Here is a 15633-nt window from a genome sequence, read left to right on the forward strand (position 1 = left end):
TCTTTTTTTGTTGATGTAGGATTAAAACATCAAACTATTACGAAAAAAACACTACGTATATATACGTAATTTTTTAACTTGCTGTATCTAATTTTGATGATTACATCAAAAAGGAAAAGCAATGTTGAAAAAGAAAACACATAAGACCGTTTGTTCCTATTGCGGCGTAGGTTGCGGTATATTGGTAGATGTAGATAATAAAGGTAAGATAGAGGTAGACGGTGATCCGGAATACCCTTCCAATAAGGGCATGCTTTGCTCTAAGGGAAGAAATCTTAACTATGTGGCGCAAGACACTACTGACCGTATTCTGCACCCAGAAATGCGGTGGAGTAGAAACCATCCATTGGAAAAAGTTACATGGGATGCTGCTTTTGATCGTGCTGCAGCTGTATTCAAAAGTATTATTGCCAAACACGGGCCAGATAGTGTAGGGTTCTACGTATCGGGGCAATGTCTTACGGAGGAGTATTATTTGGTAAATAAAATTACCAAAGGATTTATAGGTACAAACAATGTAGATACTAATAGTCGTCTTTGTATGAGTTCTGCAGTAGTGGGTTACAAAAAAACACTAGGTGAAGATTCTGTACCCATTTCATATGAGGATATTGAGCTGGCAGATTGTTTTTTGATTGCCGGAGCTAACCCTGCGTGGTGTCATCCTATTCTCTACAGACGCTTAGAGCAACACAAAGAAAATAATCCCAACGTAAAAATTATAGTAGTAGATCCAAGAAAAACCCAGACTTGCGCTTCAGCGGATTTACACTTACAGATACTTCCGGGAACAGACGTAATTCTTTTTAATGCTATAGCAAGATATCTTATTGAAAAGAAAAAAATAGATAAGAACTTTATTAAAAAGCATACCTCAAATTTTGATGCCTGCAAGGAGAGTGCTTTTACACTTTCCTTACGCCAAGCAGCCGAAAAATGTGGTGTTCCCGTTGCAGATATCCGTAAAGCTGCTCAATATATAGGTGACGCCAATAAGTTCATAAGTATGTGGACTATGGGTCTTAACCAAAGTGTAATTGGTGTTTCTAAAAATGTTTCCCTTTTAAACCTTTCTTTGTTAACAGGTCAAATAGGTAAGCCTGGATGTGGGCCGTTTTCATTAACAGGCCAACCCAATGCCATGGGCGGTCGTGAAGTGGGAGGTATGGCAAGTCTTTTGGCGGCACATAAAGATTTAGGTAATCCCAAGCATAGAAAAGAAGTTTCCGATTTTTGGGGAGGGAAAGAAATAAATTCAGAACCGGGCTACACGGCAACAGAAATGTTCGATGCTCTGGAAAGTGGAAAATTAAAGGCAATTTGGATTATTTGTACGAACCCTGCGGTTAGTATGCCAAATGTGAAAAAGGTAGAAAAAGCACTAAAGAACGCCGCTTTTGTTGTGGTTCAAGATATCAGTCATAATTCCGAAACTACCAAATTTGCAGATTTGTTACTTCCTGCTGCAGGATGGTTAGAGAAAGATGGTACTATGACGAACTCAGAAAGAAGAATAAGTTATTTGCCCAAAGTTATTGATGCTCCTGGGGACGCTTTGCCAGATGTGGAAATTCTATGGCGTTTTGCTCAGGCCATGGGCTATGAGGGTTTTGATTATAAAAATGCAAGTGAGGTGTATGATGAACATTGTCTGCTTACAAAAGGAACCAATATAGATGTTACAGGGTTATCTCATGAACGCCTTAAAAAAGAAGGAAGTTTTCAATGGCCGGTTCCTCATAAAACACATCCGGGCACTCCGCGTCTGTTCACAGATCTCAACTTTCATACGAATGATAAAAAAGCCCATTTTAATGCACCAAAAAGCATTTATAACAAATCGGAAGAAACAGATATTGATTTTCCGCTTATACTGAATACAGGAAGGGTAAGAGATCAATGGCATACCCGAACCAAAACAGGTAAAGTGAAACGTTTGCTTACCCATATCCCTCAACCGTATTTAGAAATGAATAAAGTAGATGCCTATCTACGAAAACTAAAGGAAGGGGATATTGCTGTGATTAAAAGCAGAAGGGGAGAGGTACAAGTAAAGGTGAAAATCAATTTTGATATACGTGAGCGCGTGGTTTTCCTTCCAATGCACTGGGGAAAAATATTGAATAACGATTTCGGAAGGGCCAATAACCTCACTAGTGATTTGGTTGACCCAATCTCCAAAGAACCAGATTTTAAGTATTGTGCCGTACAGGTTGAAAAGTTTGTAAAACCAGCCCAAAAAATAGTGGTTATTGGAGCCGGTGCCGCTGCGTATCGCTTTATCCAATCCTATAGGGAAAAGAATAAAAAAGATCAGTTACATGTCTTTTCAAAAGAGAGAGACCCTTTCTATAATCGTGTTTTGTTACCTGAATATGTAAGTGATGAACTTTCCTGGGAAGCCTTGGAGAAACTCAAAAACGGGGAACTTAAGAAATTGAATGTCACCCTGCATTCCGGAATAGGAATTACGGAGATTAACTCTTCAATGAAGCAGGTAACGGATAGTTCAGGATTGATACACTCGTATGATTTGCTTATTATGGCTACCGGTAGTAGGGCATTTGTCCCGAGCGAAGTTCAGATCAATCTTCCTGGACGGTTTACTATGCGTGAACGCGGAGATGCGGATAAACTTAAAAAATACCTTCAGGAAACAGGACTTCCTGCCACGGAACAACATGTGGTAATTGTAGGTGGTGGCCTCTTAGGTTTAGAATTAGCGGCCGCTCTTAAGAACATAAATATCAACATTAGTATCGTACAGCGGGCACCGCGCCTTATGGAACGGCAGTTAGATAGAGTAGCAAGCCGATTGTTGGCGGAAGACGTTACCGAAAGGAATATCAATCTTTATTTTGACAATGAGGTAAGTACGGTTTTTGAAGAAAAAGAAAACCCGTTTCAGCTTTTAGTGAATTTAAAAACGGGTAGAACCATACAATGCAATGCTATTGTATATGCCATAGGAACAAGGCCCAATATAGAACTGGCAAAAAAAGCCAATTTAGTTACCAGACGGGGTGTACGGGTCAATTCGTATTTGCAGACCAATGACCCCTCAATTTTTGCCTTGGGTGAAATAGCGGAGTTTAAGAACGCCCTTTTTGGAATTACATCTGCGGCAGAACAGCAGGCAGATATTGCGGCTAACTATATTTTGGGGGATTTTAGTAGTATCTATAATGGTTCCGTACTTATGAATATCCTAAAGTTTGAGAACTTGGATTTGTGTAGTATAGGAATGGTGAACGCACCTTCTGGAGATAGCAGTTACGAAGAGATTATTTTAATGGATGTTAGCCAGCGCTTCTATAAAAAATGTATCGTAAAGGATGATACATTAAAAGGGGCGATTTTAATGGGCGATAAAAATGAATTTGCCGAGTTTAAACGCTTAATAGAAGAGGAAATTGAACTATCGGAGAAACGTAACGAGCTACTTAGAGGAGCATCAACTTCTGTTCCGTTAAAAGGAAAATTGGTCTGTTCTTGTAGTCAAGTGGGAGAAGGAAATGTTACCGATGCCATTGCTGGTGGATGTTCTGATTTTAATGAGCTCTGCTCTCAGACCGGAGCTGGTTTGGGTTGTGGTAGCTGTAAACCAGAGGTAAAGGCCATATTGAACAAACAACTACAATTAGCTAATTAAAAACGGGTATTATGAACGATGATCTGCACCGTATATTAATAAAAGGAGGAGTTACCTCACCGGGTGAACTTAAAGATATTATTGGCTTATTGGAAGCTGCAGGGCTCAACGAGGTCTATTTTGGCTCTAGACAAGATTTGCTTTTTCCGCTAAAAGGCGTTGAGGAGAATCAGCTAGAACATATGTCAAAATTTAACACCAATATCATTACCAAGAGAGAGTACCAAAATATTGTAAGCTCATACATATCCGCAGATATTTTTGATATGACCCACTGGCTTCAGGGATCAACATATCTCTATATTTTAGAGGGGTTTGATTATCAGCCGGAACTCAAAATAAATATAACGGATCCTAAGCAAAGGCTAGTACCCCTTTTTAGTGGTAACCTAAATTATATAGCTTCAGAAAATGAGGATTATTGGTACTTGAATATTAAGTTACCACATTGGCAAAAGGCCGCCTATTATCCCGTTTTAATTTACAGTTGGGATATCACTACCATCTCCAAGGCAATAGAGGACATTTATGAAGATGTTCAAGACGTAGAAGAATTGTTTTTTATCTTGAATAAAAACCTTGACACCAATAATAAAACTATAGAAAAAGAGCTGAAGGTACCGTATCTTACGTTTCCATATTATGAGGGTATGAACCGCATGGGTCTAGACCAATATTGGTTAGGTCTCTACTGGCGGAACAATAGATATGACCTTTCGTTTTTAAAGGAGTTCTGTGGTTTTTGCTTGGATAATAGTATTGGTAAAATTTGTATAACTCCTTGGAAATCTTTCGTTGTTAAGGGCATTCAAAAACAGAGTAGGCCTGCATTGGAGCGGTTTTTAGGACAATGGGGCATAAATGTTAGACATTCCCAGCTAGAAATGAACTGGCACCTTCCCGTAGATGATAATGAAGCTCTAGAACTTAAAAAGTTTTTGGTTCGTAGTTTTGACCAAAATGATATTAGTACTTACGGATTAACTTTTGGTATTAGCAATGATGTGGGCAAACGGTCTCATTTTGCTTCTGTAATTATAGAAAAGAATAGTTCGCCAACCATTGTAAAGGATTTTGAGGTGAGACCTACATATAATGTTCTTCATTTTGAAAACTTTGACCCTAATAGTCAAAAGTATAAGGCGTATGCGCAAGATGTGGACAAGATTGAGCTACCCGGTCTTTTAATGGAACTCAGTAAGAAGTATTTTGACCAATTGGGTAGAGAGGTCGAAAAAAGTGAGGCACCTAAAAAAGTTGTTGAACAAGAAACTAAAACAATTCATCAATGTCAATCTTGTTTTACCGTATATGACCCCCTGTATGGTGATTTAAGCGCCGGTATTGAAAAAGACACTGCTTTTGAAGAGTTACCGGAAACCTATATTTGTTCTGTTTGTGAAGCGCCAAAAACAAAATTTGAAAAAGCAGAACTGAAGTTGTCGAGTTGATTTTTATTACATTTGGATAGTAAGAAAATATCTTCCAAATGGTTAAAAAGTATATAGGTCTGCTAAGTGTTATTCTGCTATTTACGGCTTGCAAGGACAATTCTGATAAAAAAGCGAAAGTTGAAAATTCGGTAGACGAGATTACCATTCAAAAACCGATTATGAAATGGGAGTCGGTTGCATCTGCGGATGGCAGTAAACCGGTAGCTCGCCATGAAGCGGCATTTGTTCAAGTAGAAGATAAATTCTATTTGTTGGGAGGAAGAGGTATTCGCCCAGTAAGTATTTATGATACAGAAACTCAATCATGGTCTCAAGGAGCAAAACCACCTATTGAAATACATCATTTTCAACCCATAGTTTTTGAGAAGAAAATCTATCTTATTGCGGCCTTAACGGGTAAATATCCTGCCGAAACCCCAACAGAGTATATTTATATTTACGATCCTGCTAATGATGAATGGTCAAAGGGAGACGAAATCCCGTCGGAAAGAAGACGTGGGTCCACGGGGAATATTCTTCATGAGGGCAAAGTATATATTGCGTGCGGAATTAAAAACGGGCATATAGGAGATTATAAAAAGTGGCTAGATCGTTATGACCCAAGTACGGGCGAGTGGGAAGTTCTGGCAGACGCCCCACGTGCAAGAGACCATTTTCAAGCGGTTTTGGCAGATGGTAAAATTTATGCTCCTGCGGGCCGCAATTCTGGTATTGATCCTAATTCTGTTTTTGGAGGCACTATCGCAGAGGTTGATGTGTATGATATAAAAAATAATACTTGGCAAACATTGCCAAATAATATTCCGACAGAACGTGCTGGTAATGCCGCAGCTCTATTTAATGATGAGTTAATTGTTGTAGGAGGTGAATCTACCAGCCAAGAGAAGGCACATTCCGAAGTTGAGGTTTTGGATTTGAACACTCATAAGTGGCATACCCTTCCAAATATGGTTGAAGGTAGACATGGCAGCGGTTTGGTTCTTTTTGAAGATGATTTATACATTGCTTCCGGGTGTGGAAATAGAGGAGGTTCACCTGAACTGACTACTATGGAAAAATTTGGTGTAGAAGATTGATTTTCAGACCAATAATTTTAAAATTATTTTTTAAATCGTGATGAAAAACATATTACATTTGATAGGGAATTTCCCCATATCAAATTATACAAATGGATTTAAGAGACGGTGTTAAAACCGCAGAAAACAAGGTGTCTTCCGAGACTAAAAAATTAAGCGAATTTGTCAAGGACAAAAGTAAATCCTTGGTGGACCGCTTGGAGTCGTATGAAGATATTATAAATCTTGAGGTGGGAGATACGGGACTACACCGTGCCAAAACCATGGAGCGCGAATTTGATATTCGCCAGCTTTATATAAAGTATGAAGGTGATAACCCTACTGGTACGCAAAAAGATCGTATTGCTTTTGCACAAATCTACGATGCACTCCGAAGAGAGTTTCAAGTGGTTTCTTTGGCTACTTGCGGCAATTATGGGGTTGCGGTTGCCTTGGCAGCAAATTTGGCGGGTATAGCCTGTAAAATATATATTCCTGAAAGCTTCCATACAGACCGTGTTGTTGAGATGCAACTGCTAGGCGCAGAGATCATTCGTATGTCCGGTAGTTATGAAGATGTTGTAAAGGAAAGTAGCGAACTCGCAAAAAATAACGATTGGTATGATGCTAATCCTGGAGGAGCGAACACCCCTTTACAGATTAGTGCGTACTCCCAGATTGCAACAGAGATTTTCGAAGATTTAGGAGATGCACCCAAGTATTGTGCTGTTCCGGTTTCTAACGGTACACTTTTCGCAGGAATCTATCGTGGGTTCGTTAGTTTGTATAAGAGAGGGAAAACCTCTAGAATACCAAAAATGATTGCTGCGTCATCCTCTAGAAAAAATCCTATCATTCAATCGTTCTTGCAAGGTCTGGATTATTGCAAAGATTTGAATCCGGAGGTTATCAAAGAAACAAAGTATAATGAACCACTTATAAACTGGCATAGTTTTGATGGCGAAGAGGCTTTGTATGCTTTAAAAGAGTCTGGTGGTGAGGCATACAATATCAGTGATAAAAAATTAAAGGACATGACGGCTTTATTGGCCAAGAAAGAGGGTTTTCGCATTTTACCCGCATCCACTGCAGGACTTATAGCATTGCTGGAACTTGATGAAAAAATGAATTTTGAACCAGACCGTTTTGTAGCGGTACTGACAGCAAAAAATTAATATTAAGAGAATGAAAAAATCAATTGATGGAAACGCTTTAGTCTATTGCGACGGAGCTTTTAATACCCCAAATGGAAAAACTGCACACGGTCTAGTTCGTTTTACGGAGCGTTACGATGTTGTTGGTGTACTGGATGCTAAATATGCCGGTAGGGATGCAGGTGAAGTACTTGATGAGAAACCTAGCGGAATCCCGGTTTTTGCTACTATAGATCAAGCTATTGAAACCTTGAATGCTTCTGGCAATACTCCTAAATCACTTGTTATTGGGTTAGCACCAGACGGAGGACGACTACCACAAGAAGCTAAGGCTACTATTTCCAAAGCTTTGGAAATGGGTTGGAATGTAGATAGCGGACTGCACGACTTTTTGACCAACGACGCAGCATTGATGGCAATTGCTACGAAAAATAACTGTCGCATTCGTGATGTACGTAAAACACCGGATAGGGACAAACTCCATTTTTTCACAGGAGATATAGAAAAAGTAGATTGCCTTAAATTGGCTGTTTTGGGTACAGATTCTGCACTTGGCAAGCGTACGACAGCATGGCTTTTAGTTCATGGTTTGAGAGATGCAGGTCAAAAAGCGGAGATGATAGGTACCGGGCAAACTGCTTGGATGCAAGGTGCAAAATATAGTATGGTTATGGATAGCTGTATTAATGATTTTGTTTCGGGTGAGATTGAACATGCCGTTGTAAGTGCATATAAAAATGAAGACCCTGATGTTATCGTTATTGAAGGTCAGGGCAGTCTTATGAACCCTGCTTACCCAGGAGGGTTTGAGATTTTGGCAGCAGGAAGACCGGATTACGTAATACTACAGCATGCCCCAAAACGATTGGAATATGATGGGTTTCCAGGCTATAAAATGCATTCCCTAGCAGAGCAGATAAATGCTATTGAAGTTATTTCTGGTAAAAAGGTAATAGCTATTACCGTAAACCATGAAGATATGGAAGAAGATGAGATTCTAGAGGCCTGTAAACAAATTACCCTAGAAACAAAACTCCCTGCTTTTGATGTTTTAAAGTATGGAGCAAAAGAACTAGTGGCATTATTAAAGGAAAAAATTCAATGAAAATAACCAATGTGTCTTATGAAAGGCTAGATTTAAAACTCTCAGAGCCTTACACTATCGCTTATGAAACGATAGATAATACGGTAAATTTTATACTTAAAATTGAGACAGATAGCACCATTGTAGGGTACGGGTGTTCAGCTCCGGACAAGATAGTTACGGGAGAACACCCTAAAGAGGTAGAGATGGCTCTAAAAGCACTTATCATTCCCTACCTAAAAGGAAAGGATCCTTTTACATATGCCTTTATCTTAATGGAACTTAAAAAGCTTTTAGGCAGAAAATCGTCTTCCTTGGCCATGGTAGATATGGCACTTTACGATTTAATGTCCAAAAAGGCAGATGTGCCGCTTTATAAGTTCTTAGGTGGTTATCGTAAGAGCATTGCCACAAGTATAACGATTGGTATTTTGTCGTTGGATGAAACTCTGGCGCAAGCAAAAGATTTTGTTCAGCAGGGTTTTTCTATCCTTAAAGTTAAAGGCGGACATAGCTTAGCTGATGATATCGAAAAAATGACGTTGCTCCATGAAAAATTTCCTGAAGTTACTTTTCGATTCGATGGAAATCAAGGATACTCAGTAGTTGATTCTGTTGCGTTTGTAAAGGCAACAAGCCAAATTGGAATTGAAATTTTTGAACAGCCCACAAAACAGGAAAAAGAAGAGCGCTTGGGCCAGGTCATGGATCAGATAGACATTCCGTTAATGGCCGACGAAAGTTTAAAAACCTTAACTGATGTTTTTAGACTGGCACAGAACGAGAGGGTAGATATGGTAAATATTAAACTGATGAAAGTTGGTGGTATTTTTGAAGGGATGCATATCAACTCCGTAGCAAAATCAGCCCATATTGAAACTATGGTAGGCTGTAATGACGAATGTGCACTGGGTATTTCTGCAGGTTTGCATTTTGCTTTGTCACGACCTAATATTAATTATGCCGATTTAGATGGTCACTTAGCTGTTGTGAATGACCCTTTTAAAGGTTTGTTCAATTTAGAAAGGGGTGTACTATACCCATCGGATGCTCCCGGATTAGGAAAAATAAGTTTGTAATAAACTAGTTTTCTTCACTCTCTTGAATAGAGATATCTCTTCGGAAAGGAATGAATAGAGGATCAATATCTTTTGTTTCGCCCACCACAGATTCAATTTCCCTTTTCAAATAATTTAAATGTGCAATGGTCAACCTATCGGTCATTACGGGGATGGTTCTTTTAATTTTACCCTGCAGGTTGATAAGGTTGTCCAGTGCCAAGGAACGAACATCCGTATTTGAGGTATACCCTTTAGAAAGTTTGGCCAATATACCTTCCACCAAACCTTCGGCTTCATCTGGTTTGTACAAGGTAATCAAGTTAGCAACGTATGATTTTTGTAATTTTCTTCGGTATGCATTGGTTTGATAAAAAACATTCATATCTCCCCAGACCAACTGATTCAAATCATCCATATAATCTTCGGGAAGATAAGGGTCTTCGTTTTCATAACGCTCAGCAATAAAGGTCATACGGCTTAAACGGCTTCCGCCTAAAAGATTCATCATTACGCTTTCCATGGTCTTCGTAACCGATTCCTTAGATTGTGGAGACTGTATGGCGTTCAAAATATCATTTCGTAACAACCATTTTGGTTCTTTAAAGATATAGTCACTCAGGAATACCAGTGCCTGTTTTTGCTTTTGTTTATCAACAGGCCTATACACTTCACCCTCTTCACCCATGGTCTTTGGAGTAACATAAATTCCGCCAACGTTCTTGGCCACATGAAATATATAGTCGCTATACTGCCCAACCAGATCCTTATAAATCTGGTCAAGGTTTGCGTAATCATCACTACTTCTTTCTTTTGTCCATTTCTTTAGATACGGAGCAATTCTTTGTAAATTAAGAATACCGTACATGCTGGCCTGCATAGCATCATCACCTAAATCCTCGGTTTGTGATCTGGGGTCAAAATCGCGCCCTTCGCCCCCAAACCAAAGTCTTGGATTGGATGAAACACTATCAACAACCATCTGGCTCAATAACTCTTTTTCATCCTTAATGGATAAATCATCGGCAAATCTGGAATAGCCCCATTGTATGGCCCACTTGTCATAATCACCAATACGAGGCATTAGATCATCCGCAGGAATGCTGTCTTCTGGCTGCGCTACATAATTAAAACGGGCATAATCCATTATTGAACTTGTATGTCCGTTCTTTTTCAGAAATTCTGCATCTCTTAATTTTTCTACAGGCGTTGCTGAGCTAGCGCCCATATTATGTCTGAGCCCTAAAGTATGACCAACTTCGTGAGAGGCTACAAAACGAATAAGGTTCCCCATGAGTTCCGTATCAAATTCCATTTTTCTGGCACGCTCATCTACCGCACCGGCTTGAACCATATACCAGCTATGTAAAAGGCTCATAAGATTGTGATACCAACCAATATGGCTTTCTAATATTTCTCCACTTCTTGGGTCTACAATATTTGGACCGTACGCATTTTTGGATGGTGAAGCAAAATAGCGCAACACTGAAAAACGAGAATCTTCAAGACTCATGGTTTTATCATTTTCGGGCCACGGCATACCAATAATCGCATTTTTGAATCCAGCTTGTTCAAAAGCTACTTGCCAATCGTTAATACCTTGAATTAGAAAAGGTCTCCATTTTTTTGGAGTGGCCGGGTCAATGTAGTAAACAATTGGTTTTTTGGGCTCTACCAATTCGCCTTGCTTCCACTTTAAGAAGTCCTCTTCTTTTGGCTCTAAGCGCCACCTATGAATGTAAGTGTTGCGATCTACCTGTTGTTGGTCGTCACCATACTCTAAATACGAGCTTGCAAAATAACCTACGCGGTCATCATACAATCTTTTTCTCATAGGAACCTTTGGGAGCAAAATAAAAGAATTATTTAGCTCTAATGTTACTACGCCAGCAAGAATGGCTGCCGGAAGCTCTTTTCTTTTGTCGGTAACGGATTTGGCCTTATACGTTTTAACAGTCTTGATTTCCGTGTTTACGGGAAAGGAGTTTATTTCCTTTATGTAGGATTTATCCTTTTCTAGAGAGGTGAGTTTATAAGCGTCTTTTTGGTCACCGCTAAGGGCCAACAATGGGTTTTCGCCATTTATAAAGTCTGTTACTTCTATTACATGGGTTTGTTTATCCTCGTTAGTAGCTTTTATAGCAAAAGCTTCGAGTATAGGAGTAATGTTAGAATTGTTAACCGCTTTAGAGATAGCATCATCTTCACTGGCCGCACTTACCAATGTAGCAATGCGAAGAAAAATATTGTTGGAAGGTCCTTTTTCGAAAGTAATCGTATTCTCTGAAATCTTTTCACCACCGTAATTACCTGCGCCAGATGGCGTTTTAATAAAACGGGTGACCACGAGCATTTCACGATTGAAAAGGCTGTCCGGAATTTCAAAATAATATTTATCCGCTACTTTATGGACATCAAAAAGTCCAGTACTGGAAATAGCTTCGCTGGTAATTAGACGGTCGTATGCTTTTGCACTTGTGGACGCTAGGCTTTCTACTTTACCTTTTTTATTCGATTTTCTGGTTACACTAATGGTACTGCAAGATACAGCCAACAATAGCAACCCTATATATGTGAAAAGTTGTCTCATTGATATAAAAATTTACCGTTCCTATAATTTGGGATTACAGGCAATAATCGGTATTCGCCCCTTAAAATGTGCCCGTGATGGGTCTTCGTATAAGTAGCGAACGAATCAGTTCTTACTTTAGTATGGTTTTGGCTGAGTCTTATTTACTTTTAACAGAAAAGACGCTGATCTTATGTGGCTTGCGCCTGCAACCGTTACTATATACGGCTATCTTGGTAAAATAGACGGATTCAAGATACAATTCTGAAATTTGAATTTCAACCAATTAAGAAAAAAATAGGAAAACCAAGATATCCTATACAAGCACTTAGTATGAAGCGATTGTTATCTGACTAAAATCATAATAGCGCCTAACGCCGTTAAAACCAAAATCATTTTTCGATAAAAATCTTCTTTTATAATCTTCACTAAACGGATGCCCAAGAAAACCCCAAGGATTATCCCGGGAATCAGTTTTAAATCAAAAAGAAGAGTTTCAACCGTTATGGTTTTCCAAACGAATATGTGTAAAGGTAATTTCAGGACATTAATAATCAGGAACAACCAAGCAGCAGTACCTATGAATTCATTTTTTGATACCCGCATTGCCAAAAAGTAAATATTACTGAACGCACCACCCAGATTTCCTATCATAGTTGTGATTCCTGCAATGGTCCCTACAAGGCCAGCGAAGAGCCAATGTGTGGGTACGGCTTGAGATTTGCGTCTATCCCACCAATACATCATTACCACACTTGTTAAAATTATGAGGGCCATGGCAATCTTAAAAAGGCCCTCATCCAAATCATTACCTATGATTACTCCAATTGTAATACCAACTAAAATCCATGGTAAGAATTTTATGATATGGGCCCAATTGGCATGTCTATTATAATAGATAACCGCAAAAACATCACCTACAACAAGTAAAGGAACTACAATTCCTGTAGAAGACTTTGCGGTGAAGGCAAGAGCCATAAGGGTTACATTAACAATCGCAATTCCTTTTATGCCGGCTTTTGAGAGTCCAATGACAGTAGCAGCAGTAAATGCAAGGGCCCAGGCAGTAATTGTAATGTTAAAAGAAGTAAATAAAAACACAAGAATAGGTTTGGTTGACAAAGCGCAAAAGTATCCTAAAAAAACAATATCTTTAACAATTCACCTAAAACCCTTTATTATTAATGGAGTTATCTACATTAGACTACAGTTTTATCATTGTTTTTTTCTCTATTGTTTTGGGTATTGGCTTTTACGTTTCTAAAAAATCCGGGCAGGATTCTTCGGAATTTTTTCTTTCGGGTAGAACTATGCCTTGGTGGCTTTTGGGATTATCCATGGTGGCTACAACTTTTTCTACGGACACGCCAAATCTAGTAACGGATATTGTGAGAACTAATGGTGTATCTGGCAATTGGGTTTGGTGGGCATTTTTAATTACAGGTCTTTTAACGGTTTTTGTTTATGCAAAACTCTGGCGTAAATCTAATGTGAATACAGATTTGGAATTTTATGAAATGCGCTATGGTGGTGCACCGGCAAGTTTCTTAAGAAAGTTTCGTGCCATTTTTTTAGGAGCACTTTTTAATATAATTACAATGGCTTCGGTAACATTGGCAGCCATTAAGATCGGCGGGATTATGTTGGGCCTAGAACCTTGGCAAACCGTTGTAGGAGCAGGATTAATTACGGTTACTTTTAGTGCATTAGGAGGTTTTAAAGGTGTGGTTTATACAGATTTTCTTTTGTTCTTTGTAGCAATGTCGGGAGCTATAGGTGCTGCATATTATTTAGTGAACATTCCAGAAGTTGGTGGTATTGAAGCACTAATGGCAAATGAGAACGTAACAAATAAGCTGGATATTATACCTGATTTCAGCAATAGGAAAGCGTTAATTACACTCTTTATAATTCCGTTAGCTGTACAGTGGTGGAGTTCTTGGTACCCAGGAGCAGAGCCAGGTGGTGGAGGTTACATCGCGCAACGTATGTTGGCCGCAAAAGATGAAAATCATGCTATTGGTGCAACATTCTTTTTTAATATCATGCATTATGCACTTAGACCATGGCCATGGATTTTAGTAGCCCTTGCATCATTGGTAGTATATCCGGATATTGCCAGTATACAAGAGGCTTTCCCAAATATTGCAGAAGATAAATTAGGTCATGATTTGGCATATTCCGCTATGTTGACCAAATTACCAAGCGGCCTTTTAGGAGTTGTTTTGGCTTCTTTGATCGCGGCTTACATGAGTACGATTTCTACACAATTAAATTGGGGTTCGTCTTATATAGTGTTTGATTTTTACAAGCAACAAGTAAATCCTAACGCAACAGAAAAACAAATGGTAGCTGTGGGAAGAATTTCTACGGTAGTACTTATGATTTTAAGTGCCGGTTTGGCCTTGGCACTCGAAAACGCACTTCAGATATTTGATATATTATTGACTTTTGGAGCTGGTACGGGACTTATTTTTATATTGAGATGGTTCTGGTGGCGCATAAACGCATGGAGCGAGATTACCGCCATGTTCGCTTCAGGAATTATATCAATTTTACTGAAAACAACAGCTTTAGGACCTGCGCTTTTTGCTGAAAATACCGGTGTCTTTCCAGATTGGTCGGAATATCCATTTGTAGTAGTTCTCACTTCGGCTATATGGCTAACGGCAACATTTATGACACAACCGGAGTCTAAGGCTACGTTGCGTTCATTTTATAAGCGCATTCAACCTGGTGGTCCAGGTTGGGCAAAGGTGGTAAACGATGCTTATGTTGATGGCGAAAAAATAGCCAAGGATAACGAGAAGTGGAGTGTGCCACAAGGTATTATGGCAATGCTTTTAGGATGTGTTCTTATATACACTATTATGTTCGCTACAGGGTATTGGATTTATGGCAGGACCGAAGCGGCATTATTGCTTACGGGAATAGCCGTTGTATCCGCATTCCTGCTTATACGCGCATGGAACAAAATGAAGGAAAATATTTTATAGATTGATGTTAAGATAAGAGTGTATTACTCTACATCTTCCAAAACAATCTGTAGCACTTTTTTATCCATTATTTCAATTATGGAAGTTGATTTAACCTCATTTTTGTTTCCATCTTCACCATAAGTAAAAGATTTAAAGGGGATTTCTTGGCCGTCATTAAATGCTTTTATTTGATAAATGGTTCTGGGGCCTTGCTCTAAAGTAGTTACACTATAATTGCTTAGATTTTGCCCATATTCTTTTTCCTCTCCGGTGCCATGCCTAAGTTTAAAGGTTACATAATCTGCGGAAAATCCGTTGGAATTTGCAAAAGAGAGTCCCGTATCGGTAGAGATTTTTGCCTCACTACTCACAAGAGCAGTTTCTTCTTCGTCTTTTGAGCAGCTTGTTGATAATACTAGAACAGCACTGAAAAGTAGGTATACAATGCGCTTTTTCATAACTCTATGTTTTTAGGAGGATTTGGGGTCTCCTGATTTGGAAAGATGCTATTTGCTAACACCTTATGAATCAACGCCCGTTACTTTGGCTTATTGTATAAATTCGTTGTTCGGTATGTAATTTCAACAATGGGCTGTTTGGGGTCTAAGTAAATTTTATGCACTGGAGAA

Annotated in this window: 10 protein-coding genes; 7 read left to right on the forward strand and 3 right to left on the reverse strand. The window is 39.0% G+C overall.

From position 1 onward, the window contains the following. Positions 1–121: 121 nt before the first annotated feature. The 6 genes from KO521_RS16725 to KO521_RS16750 all read left to right on the forward strand — a co-directional run bounded on the left by KO521_RS16725 (position 122) and on the right by KO521_RS16750 (position 9478). Entirely contained in the window at positions 122–3652 is a 3531-nt protein-coding gene (locus tag KO521_RS16725) for a nitrate reductase (RefSeq protein WP_215941053.1), read from the forward strand. An 11-nt stretch (positions 3653–3663) separates the two neighbouring features. Beyond that, positions 3664–5103, forward strand: a complete 1440-nt coding sequence (locus KO521_RS16730; RefSeq protein WP_215941054.1) for a rubredoxin — start codon at positions 3664–3666, stop codon at positions 5101–5103. 38 nt (positions 5104–5141) lie between these two features. Beyond that, the gene (locus tag KO521_RS16735) at positions 5142–6182 is read left to right on the forward strand and encodes a Kelch repeat-containing protein (protein ID WP_215941055.1); all 1041 of its coding nucleotides are present in this window, start codon (positions 5142–5144) and stop codon (positions 6180–6182) included. 92 nt (positions 6183–6274) lie between these two features. Next, complete coding sequence (locus tag KO521_RS16740) at positions 6275–7336, forward strand: pyridoxal-phosphate dependent enzyme (protein WP_215941056.1); 1062 nt, start codon at positions 6275–6277, stop codon at positions 7334–7336. Between the two features lie 10 nt (positions 7337–7346). After that, a complete protein-coding gene (locus tag KO521_RS16745; protein WP_215941057.1) occupies positions 7347–8420 on the forward strand; it encodes a DUF1611 domain-containing protein in 1074 nt (357 codons plus the stop codon). Then, a complete protein-coding gene (locus KO521_RS16750) occupies positions 8417–9478 on the forward strand; it encodes a mandelate racemase/muconate lactonizing enzyme family protein (RefSeq protein WP_215941058.1) in 1062 nt (353 codons plus the stop codon). Before KO521_RS16745 ends, KO521_RS16750 begins: the two co-directional genes overlap by 4 nt. A gap of 4 nt (positions 9479–9482) precedes the next feature. On the opposite strand, the gene KO521_RS16755 is transcribed toward KO521_RS16750, so the two are convergent. Next, positions 9483–12047 carry a zinc-dependent metalloprotease gene (locus KO521_RS16755; RefSeq protein WP_215941059.1) on the reverse strand — a complete coding sequence of 855 codons (2565 nt, stop codon included), beginning with the start codon at positions 12045–12047 and terminating at the stop codon, positions 9483–9485. A 324-nt stretch (positions 12048–12371) separates the two neighbouring features. Next, positions 12372–13127 (reverse strand): sulfite exporter TauE/SafE family protein, encoded by a 756-nt coding sequence (locus KO521_RS16760; RefSeq protein ID WP_215941060.1) that lies wholly within the window; start codon positions 13125–13127, stop codon positions 12372–12374. Positions 13128–13210: 83 nt separating this feature from the next. Between KO521_RS16760 and KO521_RS16765 the strand changes: the two genes are divergently transcribed. Then, complete coding sequence (locus tag KO521_RS16765) at positions 13211–15022, forward strand: sodium:solute symporter family protein (RefSeq protein ID WP_215941061.1); 1812 nt, start codon at positions 13211–13213, stop codon at positions 15020–15022. A 23-nt stretch (positions 15023–15045) separates the two neighbouring features. Here the strand turns inward: KO521_RS16765 and KO521_RS16770 are convergent, their stop codons facing one another. Further along, positions 15046–15462 carry a hypothetical protein gene (locus tag KO521_RS16770; RefSeq protein ID WP_215941062.1) on the reverse strand — a complete coding sequence of 139 codons (417 nt, stop codon included), beginning with the start codon at positions 15460–15462 and terminating at the stop codon, positions 15046–15048. Positions 15463–15633: the final 171 nt, after the last annotated feature.

It is taken from the genome of Zobellia uliginosa (genome assembly GCF_018860745.1).
Taxonomy (GTDB): Bacteria; Bacteroidota; Bacteroidia; order Flavobacteriales; family Flavobacteriaceae; genus Zobellia; species Zobellia uliginosa_B.